This window comes from Pseudoalteromonas sp. P1-8 (assembly GCF_001399985.1).
Classification (GTDB): domain Bacteria; phylum Pseudomonadota; class Gammaproteobacteria; order Enterobacterales; family Alteromonadaceae; genus Pseudoalteromonas.
The window spans coordinates 1-15,466 of the sequence record NZ_LJSO01000001.1 but is presented as its reverse complement, the minus strand read 5'-3'; the positions used below and the strand labels follow the sequence as shown (position 1 = coordinate 15,466).

12 protein-coding genes and 1 pseudogene are annotated in these 15,466 nt (G+C 42.4%); 1 reads left to right on the top strand and 12 read right to left on the bottom strand.

Going from position 1 to position 15,466, the window contains the following annotated elements; genetic code table 11:
• Positions 1-7: 7 nt before the first annotated feature.
• From AN213_RS00065 to rsmD, 12 genes are all read right to left on the bottom strand, one after another.
• Positions 8-2,506 (bottom strand): EAL domain-containing protein, encoded by a 2,499-nt coding sequence (locus tag AN213_RS00065; protein ID WP_054560987.1) that lies wholly within the window; start codon positions 2,504-2,506, stop codon positions 8-10.
• A 94-nt stretch (positions 2,507-2,600) separates the two neighbouring features.
• Positions 2,601-3,887, bottom strand: coding sequence for a phosphoribosylamine--glycine ligase (purD, locus tag AN213_RS00060; RefSeq protein ID WP_054560986.1), 1,287 nt, complete (start codon positions 3,885-3,887; stop codon positions 2,601-2,603).
• Between the two features lie 15 nt (positions 3,888-3,902).
• Complete coding sequence (locus tag AN213_RS00055) at positions 3,903-4,724, bottom strand: class I SAM-dependent methyltransferase (RefSeq protein WP_055196723.1); 822 nt, start codon at positions 4,722-4,724, stop codon at positions 3,903-3,905.
• Between the two features lie 102 nt (positions 4,725-4,826).
• Positions 4,827-6,413 carry a bifunctional phosphoribosylaminoimidazolecarboxamide formyltransferase/IMP cyclohydrolase gene (gene purH / locus AN213_RS00050; RefSeq protein ID WP_054560984.1) on the bottom strand — a complete coding sequence of 529 codons (1,587 nt, stop codon included), beginning with the start codon at positions 6,411-6,413 and terminating at the stop codon, positions 4,827-4,829.
• Positions 6,414-6,647: 234 nt separating this feature from the next.
• A complete protein-coding gene (gene fis, locus AN213_RS00045) occupies positions 6,648-6,938 on the bottom strand; it encodes a DNA-binding transcriptional regulator Fis (protein WP_002957804.1) in 291 nt (96 codons plus the stop codon).
• Positions 6,939-6,959: 21 nt separating this feature from the next.
• Positions 6,960-7,931 (bottom strand): tRNA dihydrouridine synthase DusB, encoded by a 972-nt coding sequence (gene dusB, locus AN213_RS00040; RefSeq protein ID WP_054551040.1) that lies wholly within the window; start codon positions 7,929-7,931, stop codon positions 6,960-6,962.
• A gap of 270 nt (positions 7,932-8,201) precedes the next feature.
• Positions 8,202-9,083, bottom strand: coding sequence for a 50S ribosomal protein L11 methyltransferase (gene prmA, locus AN213_RS00035; RefSeq protein ID WP_055196721.1), 882 nt, complete (start codon positions 9,081-9,083; stop codon positions 8,202-8,204).
• A gap of 64 nt (positions 9,084-9,147) precedes the next feature.
• Entirely contained in the window at positions 9,148-11,004 is a 1,857-nt protein-coding gene (gene rpoD / locus AN213_RS00030) for an RNA polymerase sigma factor RpoD (RefSeq protein WP_054560981.1), read from the bottom strand.
• A 123-nt stretch (positions 11,005-11,127) separates the two neighbouring features.
• Positions 11,128-12,879, bottom strand: coding sequence for a DNA primase (gene dnaG / locus AN213_RS00025; RefSeq protein WP_054560980.1), 1,752 nt, complete (start codon positions 12,877-12,879; stop codon positions 11,128-11,130).
• Between the two features lie 136 nt (positions 12,880-13,015).
• Complete coding sequence (locus AN213_RS00020) at positions 13,016-13,462, bottom strand: GatB/YqeY domain-containing protein (protein WP_054551044.1); 447 nt, start codon at positions 13,460-13,462, stop codon at positions 13,016-13,018.
• A 21-nt stretch (positions 13,463-13,483) separates the two neighbouring features.
• Complete coding sequence (rpsU, locus tag AN213_RS00015; protein ID WP_002957797.1) at positions 13,484-13,699, bottom strand: 30S ribosomal protein S21; 216 nt, start codon at positions 13,697-13,699, stop codon at positions 13,484-13,486.
• A gap of 145 nt (positions 13,700-13,844) precedes the next feature.
• Positions 13,845-14,462: a 16S rRNA (guanine(966)-N(2))-methyltransferase RsmD gene (gene rsmD, locus AN213_RS00010; protein WP_054560979.1), complete on the bottom strand. Its 618-nt coding sequence runs from the start codon at positions 14,460-14,462 to the stop codon at positions 13,845-13,847.
• Between the two features lie 209 nt (positions 14,463-14,671).
• Here rsmD and AN213_RS00005 point away from each other — a divergent pair.
• Positions 14,672-15,466, top strand: a pseudogene (locus tag AN213_RS00005) (signal recognition particle-docking protein FtsY); the annotation flags it as partial.

The following is a 15,466-nucleotide window of genomic DNA, read 5'->3' as shown; positions in this document are numbered from 1 at the left end:
ACACGGCCTATTTAAATTGTGAGGCAATAAAGCTTAGATACTCATTAATCGGTACCGCTTTGCTGTAATAATAGCCTTGCCCTTGATCTGCGCCCATCTTGATCAGCATTTTTTCTGTTTCTTGGTCTTCAATGCCTTCGATGGTGATATTCATATCAAGGTTATGAGCCATATCAATAGCCGTTTTTACCACTACCTGGTTGGTGGTGTTATTCACTAAATCAAGAATAAAGCTCTTATCGACTTTAATCGTGCTAAATGAATAATTTACTAAGTAGTTCAACGACGAGTAACCAGTACCAAAATCATCGAGTACCACCTTGCTACCGAGTTTATTAAGTTCGCTGATAAAGCTGACCATTTCATCATGGTTTTTGATAAGCGCAAATTCAGTCAATTCAAACTTTAACTGATCCGCAGTAATGCCATGCTTTAAAATGGTGTTTTCGACTTTTTCGACAAGCTTAGGGATCGCTAGATTCTTGGCACTTAAATTAACGCTAATGGTATGCTCGCGATAGCCTTGTCGATTAAGCTGGGCAGCAGCTAGGCAAGCCTGATCAATCACCCATAAGCTCAACTCGTTAATTAAACCAGTACGTTCAGCCAATAAAATAAGTTGCTCAATGTCCAGGTATTTACCCGCTGTAGGCCAGCGTAACAATGCCTCTGCGCCACAGATAGCACCATTGCGTAAATTAATAATGGGCTGTAAGTAAATGGCTAAGGTATTGCTTCGCATTGCTTGTTGTAACTCAGCGGCAAGGCTTACATCCATATCGATATGCGGTGTATTAAAGTCGATGTTTTGTTGTTTTTGTGACAGACCTAAGTAGCCACGTTGTAGCCAAATATCAAAGCCATCATCACTCACCGGTTCGGTAATGCTATAACGGTAGTAAAGCTGCAGGTCTAAGCCTGCCACTTTATATTGCTTAGGCAGCTGTTTGCATAAGTTGCTCAGTTCTTGGTGCAGCTCTGCTTGCGATTGAATTTTGGTAGAAATAAAAGCCAGTACACCATTGCCTAAGTCAGCTACTTTTGGGCTGTTATCTAACGCCGATTCTAAATTAATAAATTGCCTATTCTTATTAATTTGATGCTCTAGCGATTGGGCAACAGTAATAATTATTTGGCTGCTTTGGCTTGGCTTTAGAATGCTCATTAGGGCATTAAATTGCTCTATTTTCACTAAACAAAGATTAGCGAGTCTTTGCTCCGAGGTAATCGCCATATAGGCTTGTTTGAGCATTGCTTGGTTGAGTAGCTCAGTTTGTTGGGTATGGGTTGCATGATAAAGCGCTTTTTCACGTTGATAACGAACGCGATCTGCCAACGCCATTGCCATAAGCACAATCTCACAGAGAATGGCGACTAAAAATATGTGCCTAACTGCAAAGCTATAAGGAATAAAGCCCGTTAGTTCTAAAGGCTGAATGGCAGCGCCTACAATCAGTGGCACCCACGACATGACATAAAATTTTGCCCACCGAAAACCGCTCACCAACTTTTTGTAAATCATGCAAATACATAGAATGTATAACGGCACCATGATGGCAAAAAAGATTTTTGAAGAATGGTATTCCAGCATAAAAAAGCTGATAAGACTGAGGCTAAACAGCAAGGCTAAAAAGCTGATACTGAGTTTGTATAAGCGGCAATTGTCTTTGTGGTAGCGTAAGAACATGGTGCAAAACGCGACAGTGAAAAATGCAATCGCGTAGTTACTGAAGACCACTTGCTCATTAAAAAAGATTTGCCACGATAACGGCCATAAGTAAAAACCAAAGCCGAGCACTGAGCCCATAAGTAGCAGTGCTGAGATGATGTAGCCTATATAAATAAGGTAGACGCGGTCACGGATCCCTAAAAATAATACCAAGTTATACAAGGCTGCCATGATCAGTACACCAATGAAGATCCCCCAAATTCCTGATTGCGAACGTAGTAGATCTTGAAACTCTTTTTCACCATAAATATTGATAGGCGTTTTGCTAATCCCAACCGTATCAATTTTTATAACGAGTGATGTTTGCTCATAGCCCTGCATGGTGAGCATGCTGTGCGGTGTACTGTACTGAAACAAACTGAGGCCTGATACTTTATCACCCAATTCGGTTGTATCTATAAGCTGCCCCTTATCATCAACATGATAAACGCTAAGATAATCAACCATAGGGTTGTCAAAGTGAATCGCCAGCTCCACAGGCTTTGCTTGACGGTTTTCTAAATCAAGCTTTAACCAATAATCTTGCGCCGCTAAATCCCACTCAACATCTTTAAAAGGGCGCTGTTTAAGTTTGTCTGGTTCAGCTAAAAACTGCTCGAGAGTCAGCGCTTTACTACTATCTATTCGATAAGCTGTATTACTGTAGATGGGGGCTGTTTTATCTATAGTGTAGCGGGTAGGGCTGGCTAAATGTGCAGCTAGGGTAGCAATGATAAAAAACAAAATTGTCAGAATAAGAAATGAAACAAAGTTATATTTCAGTGCTTTATTATTCAAAATTAGTTCTTTATCTAGGCAAATGTTCTTAACAGTGTAGCATTAAAAAAGCGCAGATAAACTGCGCTTTTTTCAGAATTAGACTGGTTTGACCTTAATTCTGTTCGCGAGCAATTGCACGGTAAGCGATATCAGTACGATATTCCATGCCTTCCCAGCTGATTTGTTCAACCAGTTTATAAGCACGTTGTTGCGCTTCGGTTACTGTGTTGCCAAGTGCTGTAGCACAAAGTACACGACCGCCAGCTGTTACTACGTTGTCGCTGTCTTGCTTAGTCCCTGCGTGGAATACTTTCTCACCTTCAGGGTAAGTAACTTGCAAGCCGCTGATTACATCACCTTTCGGGTAGCTATCTGGGTAGCCTTTTGCTGCTAATACAACACCGACTGCTGCACGCGGGTCGAACTCGATTGCTGTTTTATCTAGTTCTTCACGGTTAGCCGCTTCGATAAGCTCAACAAGGTCAGACTTAAGACGAAGCATCATAGGTTGTGTTTCAGGGTCGCCAAAACGACAGTTGTATTCGATTACTTTTGGCGTACCATCAGCGGTGATCATTAAACCTGCGTATAAGAAACCAGTGTATGGGTGGCCTTCTTTTGCCATACCTTCAACCGTTGGGTTGATCACTTCGTTCATAATGCGTTGGTGAATTTCATCAGTCACCACTGGAGCCGGTGAGTATGCACCCATGCCGCCAGTGTTCGGACCTTGGTCACCGTTGTAAGCGCGTTTGTGATCTTGGCTAGTTGCGAATGGCAGTACGTTTTTGCCATCAACCATCACGATGAAAGAGGCTTCTTCGCCTTCTAAGAACTCTTCGATAACTACACGGCTACCCGCTTCACCAAAGCTGTTGCCTGCAAGCATATCGCGGATAGCTTCTTCAGCTTCAAGCTCTGTCATCGCAACGATAACGCCTTTACCTGCTGCTAAGCCATCAGCTTTAATAACAATAGGCGCACCTTTTTCTTTTAGGTAAGCAAGTGCAGGATCGATTTGTTCAAACGTTTGGTAGTCAGCAGTTGGAATGTCGTGACGTGCTAAGAAGTCTTTAGTGAATGACTTAGAGCCTTCTAGCTGTGCAGCACCTGCTGTTGGGCCGAAGATAGCTAAACCGTTTTCACGGAATGTATCAACGACACCTAAAACAAGCGGTACTTCTGGACCAACAATAGTTAACTCAACGTTGTTTTCTTTAGCAAAAGTAACTAAACCTGCTAGGTCTTCAACGTTGATAGCTACGTTTTCAAGTTTTGGCTCTAGTGCAGTACCTGCGTTACCAGGAGCAACGAAAACGGTGTTTACTTTAGTATTTTGTGCAGCCTTAAACGCAAGAGCGTGTTCGCGGCCGCCACTGCCGATGACAAGTACATTCATGGCGTATAATCCTATTTATAGCGGTTTTTTAAACTTCAGCGTCATACGATCACTCTCACCAATCGCTTTATATTTAGCAGCATCTTTTTCGTCAAGTGCTAAACGTGGTGGTAGTGTCCACACCCCTTTAGGGTGATCCGCTGTATCAAGAGGGTTTGCATTAATGTCACTGCTTGCCACTAGTTCAAAGCCAGCTTGCTTTGCAATTTCAATTACATAGCTTTGCTTCATATAACCTGATGATTTCTGATCTTCATCGCTGCGCGCTTCAGGTAGGCGGTGTTCAACCACACCTAAAGTGCCGCCTGGTTTAAGTGCTTTATAAAATGCTTTAAACGCACTTAACGCGCCTTCTTTATCTTTACCCATGTACCAGTTGTGTACATTTCTAAATGTTAAGACAAGATCTGCGCTACCCGCTGGTGCAATATCAAGATGTGTTACCGGCGCAAATTCAGTTAGTTTAACTTCACTGAAGCGTGCGTCATCGCTCATCTTTTTCTTAAAACCAGCTAATGAACGTTGGTAATAACCCACCTCAGAATCAGCAGGGAAATGTGCCGCGTAGTAAACACCATGGCCTTTTACAGCCGGTGCAAGGATTTCACTGTACCAACCACCGCCAGGTGCAATTTCAACAACTGTCATGCTTGGCTTGAAGCCAAAGAACTCAAGTGTCTCAACTGGATGGCGATATTGATCACGTGCGCTATTTTTAGCATCACGTTCGCTTGATTGCACGGCTTGTGTAAGCGCTGATTCATGGCCATGGCTTAAAGCTTGTGCTGATGTCAGTGCAAGGCTGGCAACAAGTAACGATTTTACGGCAAATTTCATCATCTGTTCCTTCATTATATGGGTAATTATTATTATTAATCAGAATACGTGAATTTGTGGCAAACAAAAAGGGTTAAGCTATGTGCTTAACCCTTTATGTGATTAGTGGCGGAAATGGCGCATACCTGTAAATACCATTGCCATACCAGCTTCGTCAGCTGCAGCGATAACTTCTTCATCGCGCATTGAACCACCTGGTTGAATAACAGCGGTGATGCCAGCCTCTGCTGCTGCATCAATACCGTCACGGAATGGGAAGAATGCATCCGATGCCATAACTGAACCTTTTACTTCAAGGTTTTCGTCAGCGGCTTTGATACCAGCAATTTTCGCTGAATAAACACGGCTCATTTGACCTGCGCCTACACCAATCGTCATACCGTCACGTGCGTAAACGATTGCGTTAGACTTAACGAATTTAGCTACTTTCCAGCAGAATAATAAATCTTTTAATTCTTGCTCAGTTGGTTGACGCTTAGATACAACTTTAAGGTCGCCTTGCGTTACCATACCTAGGTCGCGGTCTTGAACTAGAATACCGCCATTAACACGCTTGATGTCGTGACCTGTTGCATTACCAGACCATTCACCACATTCTAATAAACGTACGTTTTGCTTAGCAGATACGATTTGGGCTGCAGCTTCAGATACTTTAGGTGCAATGATAACTTCAACGAATTGACGAGCAACAATAGCTTCAGCTGTGTCTGCATCAAGTTCTTTATTGAATGCGATGATGCCACCAAATGCTGATGTAGGGTCAGTTTTGAATGCGCGATCATAAGCTTCAAGAATGTTGTCACCAATTGACACACCACAAGGGTTCGCATGTTTTACGATAACACACGCTGGTACGTCGAATTCTTTTACACACTCTAATGCTGCGTCAGTGTCAGCAATGTTGTTGTAAGAAAGTGCTTTACCTTGCAGTTGAACTGCAGTCGCAACAGATGCTTCAGTTAGGTCGTTTTCAACATAAAAAGCAGCGTCTTGGTGTGAGTTCTCACCGTAGCGCATATCTTGCTTTTTAGTGAACTGCATGTTGATAGTACGTGGGAATTTAGTCTCTTCAGCAGCTTCCTCTGTGTAGTCAGGAACCATTTTTCCGAAGTAGTTTGCAATCATGCCATCGTACTGAGCTGTGTGCTCGTAAGCAGCAATAGCTAGATCAAAACGTGTTTTATACGTTGTTGAACCGTTGTTGCTTTGCATTTCGCTGATTACGCGGTCGTAATCTTTTGCATTAACTACGATAGTTACGTCTTTATGGTTTTTCGCCGCAGCGCGAACCATTGTTGGACCACCGATATCAATGTTTTCAATCGCATCTTCTAGGCTGCAGTCTTCTTTCGCAACAGTGTTTGCGAAGGGGTATAAGTTAACTACAACGATATCGATAGCAGAGATGTTGTGATCCTCCATTACGTCTTCATCTTGACCGCGACGCGCTAAGATGCCGCCGTGAATTTTTGGATGAAGTGTTTTTACGCGACCATCCATGATCTCAGGGTGACCAGTATGGTCAGATACTTCAGTGACTTTGATGCCGTTATCAGCAAGTAATTTGCAAGTACCGCCAGTTGATAAAATATCCACGCCTTGTGCTTCAAGAGCGCGAGCAAATTCAACGATACCGGTTTTATCTGACACACTTAATAGTGCGCGACGAATTGGACGATGTGTATCCATTGTAGTTTTGATTACCTCAATGTTTGAGCTAGCTTAGAAAGGCGGTATTTTAACTGAATCTGCTTTAAAAAACGACGTTTAAAGCGTGAGGATTTTGCATAGTTTTTAACAGCTATAAAAAAAGCACCCTAAGGTGCTTTTTATTAAAAACTTTTATATCAGTTGTATTGGATTAGTAAGCGTTTATTAGCAAAATAAATATGCTGGCTTACTACGAGTCCAATATAACCAGTATTAGTTCATGCCGTATTTTTTAAGCTTCTTACGTAAAGTACCACGGTTGATACCTAGTAAGATTGCAGCACGAGTTTGGTTACCACGCGTGTACGTCATTACTTCTTCAAGTAATGGTGCTTCTAGCTCAGAAAGAACAAGGTCGTATACGTCTTGTACGTCTTGACCATTAAGTTGCTTTAAGTAGTGATGAACAGCTTTTTTCACTGCATCACGCAACGGCTGTGGTTTCTCGTGTGACTGTACATGAGGGTTTGTGATAAATGGAGAAGTCACGTTTTGTTCGAACATCGTTATATGTCTCTTTCTTTCTTAGTTAGCTGCTAGTGTTTTAAAGTATTCTTCTAATGCGTCGACTTGTGCCTGTGGGTTATCTAACGCATTAAATACTCGCCTAAACTGACCGTCACTGTCATGGGTTTGCAAATACCAAGATACATGCTTTCGAGCGATACGCGCTCCCATTGGCTCCCCGTAAAACTGATGAAGATTGTCTAAATGCTCCATCAAAATGCTACGCACCTCTGCAATTTCAGGTGCTGGCAAATGTTCTCCAGTTCGCAAATAGTGGTCTATCTCCCTAAAAATCCAAGGGCGACCTTGGGCGGCTCGACCAATCATAATGGCATCTGCACCCGTATAATCCAAAACCTGCTTTGCTTTTTCTGGTGAAGTAATATCACCATTGGCAACGACAGGGATAGACACTGAACGTTTAATATCCCTAATTGTGGCGTACTCTGCTTCACCTTTATACATACATGCGCGCGTTCGCCCGTGTACTGCCAGTGAGGCAATGCCATAACGTTCAGCTATTCTCGCAATCTCGACACCATTACGGTTATCCTGATCCCATCCGGTACGGATTTTTAAAGTGACAGGGACATCGACAGCATTAACAACGGCATCGAGTATCTCTTGTACTAATTCAGGAAACTGTAATAAGGCTGAGCCTGCGAGTTTCTTATTCACTTTTTTAGCTGGGCACCCCATATTGATATCTATGATCTGTGCACCATTGCTGACATTGAATTGTGCTGCCTGTGCCATAAGCTCAGGATCGGCTCCGGCGATTTGCACCGAACGAATTCCCGATTCACCGCTGTGATCCATACGGTTCATCGATTTTTCGGTTTTCCATACTTTCGGGTTTGACGAGAGCATTTCAGAAACAGCAAGGCCCGCACCTAAGCGACGGCAAAGTTGTCTAAATGGTCTGTCTGTAATGCCTGCCATTGGCGCGACAATTACATTGTTCTCAAGTTGGTATGAACCGATACGCACTGTTATTCAATTGGCCTCTTTTCAAGGGGCGCTAAGTTTACGGCTTTTTTAGCAAAAATCAAAGGCTATAAATTGAACAAAAGTGACTTTTTTTTGCCCTTTTCGTATTGACTTTTGATAACAGTTTGACGGGTAGGTTGATTTGTTTGATATTTGAACAGAAAAATTTTTACTCACAAAAAAGTGAGAAACTACTAACTGTAAAAATAAGGTAAAGCCTGTTAAATACTGGCTTTACCTATTATGTTTGAGTAAATACTCTAGTGCTATTTAGGCTTTCTTGATGCCGCTTACTCGGGTCCATTCACCCTCAACAGCCACGTCATCAAGTGCTAAAAACGGGGCGTAAACATCGGCTACAGACTGAGCTTGTTCTTCTAAAATGCCTGACATAGCAATTTTACCATTCGGTTTTAAAAGACCTAAAATCACTTCATGTAGTTCGCGAAGAGGTTGAGCTAAGATGTTTGCAACCACAATATCGGCTGTAAACTCTGGCTGATCTTCAGGTAAATACACTTCAAGTTTATCTGCAACGCCATTACGTTTTGCATTATCGCGGCTTGCTTCAAGTGCTTGAGGATCTATATCGATACCGATCATACGTTCAGCGCCGAGTTTGATCGCAGCAATTCCTAAAATACCTGAGCCACAACCAAAGTCGACCACAGTTTTACCTGTTAAATCTTGGCTTTCTAGCCATTTTAAACAAAGCGCAGTCGTTGCATGGGTACCTGTACCAAAAGCAAGGCCTGGATCGAGTAATACATTAACCGCATCAGGATCTGGAATATCGCGCCAGCTTGGGCAGATCCATAAGCGCTCACCGAATTGAATAGGGTGGAAGTTATCCATCCATTCACGTTCCCAATCTTTATCTTCAAGCTGTTCAATTTTATAAACGAGCTTATCGGCGAGTGTTGCTTCAGCATTTAATGTTGCTACTACGCTTTCCATATCATGGTTAGCGTCATACAGGCCAATCACAGTGGTATCAGCCCATAACTGCACAGTACCAAGTTTTGGCTCATAAATAGGGGTATCTTTGGCATCAACATAAGTGACTGACGCACTGCCAGTGTCCATGAGTAAGTCGCTGATTAATTCTGCGTTGTCTGCATTTGCGTTGATGCGAATTTGGATCCAAGCCATGAATATCTCTCGAATAGAAAAAAGGCCGCAACAGCGGCCTTTTAGTTAATAACGCGATACTAAATTACTTAGCATCTAAGAAGCTTTTCAGTAAGTCAGAGCGAGAAGGGTGACGTAATTTACGTAACGCTTTCGCTTCGATTTGACGAATACGCTCACGTGTTACGTCAAATTGTTTACCTACTTCTTCTAATGTATGGTCAGTGTTCATGTCGATACCGAAACGCATACGTAGTACTTTAGCTTCACGTGCTGTTAAGCCCGCTAGTACATCGTTTGTTGCGCCACGTAGTGATTCCATTGTTGCAGAATCAATAGGTGAGTCGATAGTGGTATCTTCAATGAAGTCACCTAAGTGCGAATCTTCATCATCACCGATTGGTGTTTCCATTGAAATTGGCTCTTTAGCGATTTTAAGTACCTTACGGATCTTGTCTTCAGGCATTAACATACGCTCAGCTAATTCTTCTGGGCTCGGCTCACGACCCATCTCTTGTAGCATTTGACGAGAGATACGGTTTAATTTGTTGATCGTCTCAATCATGTGCACAGGAATACGGATGGTACGTGCTTGGTCAGCAATCGAACGCGTGATTGCTTGACGGATCCACCATGTTGCATAAGTAGAAAACTTATAACCACGGCGGTATTCGAACTTATCAACCGCTTTCATTAGACCAATATTACCTTCTTGGATAAGGTCTAAGAACTGTAAACCACGGTTGGTGTATTTTTTCGCAATTGAAATTACAAGACGTAAGTTCGCTTCAACCATTTCTTTCTTCGCACGGCGAGCTTTCGCTTCACCAATACTCATGCGGCGGTTGATATCTTTAATTCGTTCGATGCTAAGGCCTGTGCTTTCTTCAATTGCACTTAGTTTGCTGATGCAACGAATGATTTCTGGTTTAACTGTTTCAAGTGCTACTGAGTATTTCTCGTTTGCAGCAATCTCAAGGTCAATCCAGCTTGTGTCTGTTTCGTTGTTAGCAAAGTGCTTGATAAAGCTCTTTTTCGGTAACTTAGCAATTTGTACAGCTTGTTTCATGATGATACGTTCTTGTACACGAACGCGGTCCATCATTTCACGCATGTTGTTAACCATGCGGTCAAACTGTTTTGGCACTAATTTAAAGGTTTTAAATAGTTCGCCTATTTCTGCAATAGCTTCAAGTGAATCCGGGTGCGAGCGACCTTTTTCTTCGAACGTTTCGCGTGCCTTGTTATAAAGCTCACGTAAGTTTTCGAAGTGAATACGAGCTTCTTCAGGATCAGGACCTGTGTCGCCATCGCTATCATCATCGTCATCACTGTCGTCATCTTCATCATCGTCTTCGTCGTCTTCTTCGTCGAGTTGCTCTTCGTTTAACTCAGAACCGATGTGTGTTGCAGAGATTTGTGATTCTTCTTCATTATTAGGATCAAAGAAACCAGAGATAATGTCGCTTAAGCGCATTTCTTCTGCTTCGAACTTGTCCCATTGCTCTAGTAGATAAGTAATTGCTTCAGGGTATTCAGCAACTGAAATCTGTACTTGGTTAATACCTTCCTCAATACGCTTAGCGATAACGATTTCGCCTTCACGCGTAAGAAGTTCAACAGTACCCATTTCACGCATATACATACGTACAGGGTCAGTTGTTCGACCGATCTCTTTTTCTACAGTCGCAAGTGCAGCTGCCGCGGCTTCTGCTGCGTCTTCGTCTGTCGTTGTTTCTTGCATCATTAATTCATCGGCATCAGGTGCGTTTTCACTTACCTTGATACCCATATCATTAATCATGCTAATGATATCTTCTACCTGATCTGAGTCGATAATGTCTTGTGGAAGGTGATCATTAACTTCTGCAAAAGTTAAATAACCTTGCTCTTTACCTTTTTGAATCAGAAGCTTTAATTGTGACTGAGGAGTTGGATCCATAGAGATTTATTCTTCCACTCTGAAAGTTGATACAACAGGCGCCAGCTCGCTTACTAATTAAGCGACACGAAAACTAACTAGACGCAGTGAATAGCACAGTATAACAGCATTATTCAATTCTGACTAGCTGTTGCTGCCTTTTAACGCTTGCGTCAGTAAGTGGCATTCTAGCCTTTCTTCGCTGCTTAAGCCTTGGGTCTTGTCTTTTATTAATAGGGTCTCTAGTCGATAATTTAAACACTGGTCTTCAATAAATTTAAAAGTATTTTTAAAAACCGTCTCTAAACGATCGTCATTTATTTGGTGCTGCCAAGTTGCTAGTTTCACTAACGCGTCATATTCAGCGCCATCCCTAAATGACTCTAAAATTTGTGCCGTCGTGATACCTTCACGTTCTAGTGCTAAGTGCTGAATGCGTAAAAATAGCTCAATACCGGCTATTTTCATCTCAGCTAATTCTGGCATATAAGCAATGCTGGTCGCCAAATTTGGGTGTTGCAATAAAATACCAATCGCTTGACGCATTGGTGTTATTTTAAATTTACGCTCAATCGCATGCTGTTGCTTTGGCGACTTAACGCGATTATTTAACTGCTCTCTTGTTCGACCAATTAAGCGGCCAAGATGTTCCAAAATATTTTCTTGGTAAAAATCACTAGGGATTTTTTCAATTAGTGGCAGGGCATCACTAAGGAGCTTAGCTTTACCTGCGTCTTGAGTAAGGTCTATCTCTTGGCTGAGCTTATTAAACAGCACCTTAGTAAAATCATCCGCTTCGCTTAACCTAGCTTCAAAAGCGTCTTTACCTTCTTTTTGTACCAGTGAATCAGGGTCTTCACCATCTGGTAAAAACACAAACTTTAATGACTTACCATCACCAAGATAAGGCAGTGCATTTTCTAGTGCACGCCAAGCTGCATCGCGACCTGCACGGTCACCGTCGTAGCAGCAAATCACTTTATCTGTGGTTCTAAATAAAGTGTGCATATGTTCTGCGGTCGTTGCTGTGCCAAGGGCGGCAACGGCATATTCGATGCCTTGCTCAGCTAAAGCAACAACATCCATATACCCTTCAACAATTAAAATATGTTCAAGTTTTTTATGTGCTTGCTTGGCTTCGTATAAACCATAAAGCTCAAAGCCTTTATGGAAAATACGGGTTTCTGGTGAGTTAAGGTATTTAGGACCTTGATCCGCTTGCATAACACGGCCACCAAAGGCAATCACCCGACCGCGTTTATCGCGAATAGGGAACATGAGTCGATCACGGAAGAAGTCAAATTGACGACCTGGCGACTTTTCAGAGGCTAGTTTTAGTTCTACAAGCTGCTCTTTTTGTTCTTTGTTGCGGCCAAGTTGCTGGCATAGCGCTTCCCATTCACTTGGCGCATAACCAATCATGAATTTTTTCGCTGTTTCACCGCTTAAACCACGACCCTTGATATAGTCGATAACCGTTTTTGAGTTGGCATGATGCTTTAACTGATGCTGATAAAAGCGAGCAGCATGTAACATTAAATCGTAATCGGAGCGCTTTTGTTCTGCAGTGCGTTGCGGGCCAGAACTTGTGCCTTGTTCGCGAGGTACGTCTAAATTGAGCATACTCGCTAATTCTTCAATAGCATCAACGAACTCTAATTTGTCGTATTCCATAACAAACGAAATTGCATTGCCATTGGCACCACAACCAAAGCAGTGGTAAAACTGTTTATCTTGAGAAACGGTAAATGAAGGTGATTTTTCGTTATGGAATGGGCAACAAGCTTGGTAGTCTTTACCTGCTTTTTTAAGGCCAACTCTCGAATCAATTAACTCAACAATATCTGTGCGAGCGAGTAAATCATCAATAAACTGTCGAGGTATTTTTCCGGCCATAGCTGTTGTATTTTCCTGCGCTATCTATGCGTTGTAAAATAAGATTTGAACACAATTACTGTGTTTATGAAAGACTAAAAGCAAGAAACCGAGCACTAGGCTCGGTTTGCTTGAATCATACATCTGTATGTGGGGGTTAGGCAGTTAATCGTTGCTTGATTAAGCCAGAAATCTTACCTAAATCGGCACGACCTTCAGCTTTGCTTTTGATAACTCCCATTACCTTACCCATGTCTTGCATACCCGCTGCGTTTGTATCAGCTATAGCCGAGTCAATAAGAGCAATGATTTCTTCTTCACTCAATTGTTGAGGTAAGAATTCTTCAAGTGCTTTAATCTCACTGGCTTCAATTTCAGCTAAATCTTCACGACCCGCATCAATGTACTGGGTGTAAGAATCGCGACGTTGCTTAACAAGCTTTACTAAAACAGCGGTAATACCGTCGTCGTCAAGCGTAATTTGCTCATCAATTTCACGTTGCTTGATTGCAGCAAGTACCATGCGGATAGGTTTAAGACGTTCTTTGTCTTTTGCCTTCATCGCATCTTTTTGCGCATCTTTTAGCGTTAATAAAAGGCTCATTTATACAAGACCAAATACTGATTAGTATAATTTAACGCGACGTGCGTTATCGCGAGAAAGCTTCTTCATGTGACGCTTTACTGCAGCAGCTTTTTTACGCTTACGCTCAGCTGTTGGTTTTTCATAGTGCTCGCGACGACGAACTTCTGAAAGGATACCTGCTTTTTCACATGAACGCTTGAAGCGACGAAGTGCTACGTCAAACGGTTCGTTCTCTCTTACTTTAATTACTGGCATTAAAAATTCACCTACCTAAATAATGAGCGTTGCTCAAGTTGATCGAATAACGACCAAGTGGTTCAAAAATGGTGCGGTATTGTAATCCGAAGCAACACCACATGTAAAGAATAATATTAACAGAAACTAGGTTTGCAAAACAGAGTTAATTTGTCTCGCGTTGATATAGCCGACAAATCACTTGTCCGGCAGTTTTTTCTTTTAAAAGCATCCAGTTATCTGGGGTGTCTAAGTCGCTTAGTTCGCTTTCGACCTCAACATATATAAGTGCTTGGGCAGATAACCAGCTATTTTTTTCGAGTAAAAAACAACTTTTTTCAGCCAAGTTTTGTCGAAATGGCGGGTCAACAAAAATTAGATCAAATTGCTCGTTTTGCATGTTTTGTTCTAATAATGAAAGGCTATTGCCTTGTTTTACGACGGCATTATCCAATTTAAGGGTGCTAATGTTTTCTTTTAGTTGGCTAGCGGCACCTTTATCTAGTTCGAAAAACACAGCATGATCAGCAAAGCGCGATAACGCCTCAAAACCTAAACCGCCGGAACCGGCAAAGCAATCGAGTACCGCTGCGCCTCGGGTATCTTGCATTAGCCAGTTAAATACAGTTTCTTTTATTCGGTCTGTGGTTGGGCGCAAGCCTTGCACATCTTTTACGGGTAATTTTCTACCGCGAAATTGCCCACTAATAATACGAATAAATCCATTTGCTGATTTATTGTTCGCTGCTTTTGCTTGGCGGTTAGCTGTTGATTTTTTTCTCATTTAACTCACTAATCATTGGTAACTGACCACTAGCTCAGATAATATTGTATGCAATAGCTAGCGTGTCATTTTTCTACTGCGCTAAAAGTGATAGTATTGCGACCTTAGCGATAGATGGTACCTGTTTATGTTTGGCTAAAAAGCTGAACTGTCACCAAACTATTATTCATGTAAGTTTATCAGATTTTTATAAGTGGTTATTAGCAAGTATGGCAAAAAAAAGTAAATTCCTGTCTTGGTTTGGTTTTGGCAAATCAGATAAGCAACAAGCAGAGCAAGCAGCAAAAGAGGCTGATAACCAGAAGCAAATAGAAGAACAACAGCGAATTGAAGCCGAAAAGGCTGAAGCTGAACGTTTAGAGCAAGAACGCATTGCTGCAGAAAAGGCAGAAGCGGAGCGTTTAGACTGCAGAAAAGGCAGAGGCTGACCGTTTAGAGCAAGAACGCATTGCTGTAGAAAAGGCAGAAGCTGAACGTTTTGAGCAAGAGCGTATCGCTGCTGAAAAAGCAGAGGCTGAACGTTTAGAACAAGAGCGTATCGCTGCTGAAAAGGCTGAGGCGGAGCGTTTAGAACAAGAACGTGTTGCTGCAGAAAAGGCAGAAGCGGAACGTTTAGAGCAAGAACGCATTGCGGCAGAACAAGCAGAAGCTGAACGTTTAGCTCAAGAGCAGCAAGCGGCAGAACAACAACGTCAAGAACAACAAGCTCGTCTTGCTGAGCAAGAAGCAGCAATGAAATTAGAGCAAGAGCGTGCTGCTGCAGAACAGGCACAGCGTGAAGCCGAGCAAGTTGCTGCGCAGAAGGCCGAGGCAGACCGTCTAGAGCAAGAATGCATTGCTGCAGAAAAGGCAGAATCGGAACGTTTAGAGCAAGAACGAATTGCTGCAGAGAAGGCAGAAGCGGAGCGCTTAGAACAAGAACGCATTGCTGCAGAAAAAGCAGAAGCGGATCGTCTAGAGCAAGAACGTATTGCTGCAGAGAAAGCAGAGGCGGATCGTTTAGA

Bases quoted from the DNA above. Each gene is read 5' to 3' on its own strand.
- rsmD (WP_054560979.1), bottom strand. From the start codon at position 14,462: ATGAGAAAAAAATCAACAGCTAACCGCCAAGCAAAAGCAGCGAACAAT.
- rpoD (WP_054560981.1), bottom strand. From the start codon at position 11,004: ATGGATCCAACTCCTCAGTCACAATTAAAGCTTCTGATTCAAAAAGGT.
- dnaG (WP_054560980.1), bottom strand. From the start codon at position 12,879: ATGGCCGGAAAAATACCTCGACAGTTTATTGATGATTTACTCGCTCGC.
- prmA (WP_055196721.1), bottom strand. From the start codon at position 9,083: ATGGCTTGGATCCAAATTCGCATCAACGCAAATGCAGACAACGCAGAA.
- AN213_RS00020 (WP_054551044.1), bottom strand. From the start codon at position 13,462: ATGAGCCTTTTATTAACGCTAAAAGATGCGCAAAAAGATGCGATGAAG.
- purH (WP_054560984.1), bottom strand. From the start codon at position 6,413: ATGGATACACATCGTCCAATTCGTCGCGCACTATTAAGTGTGTCAGAT.
- AN213_RS00055 (WP_055196723.1), bottom strand. From the start codon at position 4,724: ATGAAATTTGCCGTAAAATCGTTACTTGTTGCCAGCCTTGCACTGACA.
- fis (WP_002957804.1), bottom strand. From the start codon at position 6,938: ATGTTCGAACAAAACGTGACTTCTCCATTTATCACAAACCCTCATGTA.
- rpsU (WP_002957797.1), bottom strand. From the start codon at position 13,699: ATGCCAGTAATTAAAGTAAGAGAGAACGAACCGTTTGACGTAGCACTT.
- purD (WP_054560986.1), bottom strand. From the start codon at position 3,887: ATGAATGTACTTGTCATCGGCAGTGGCGGCCGCGAACACGCTCTTGCG.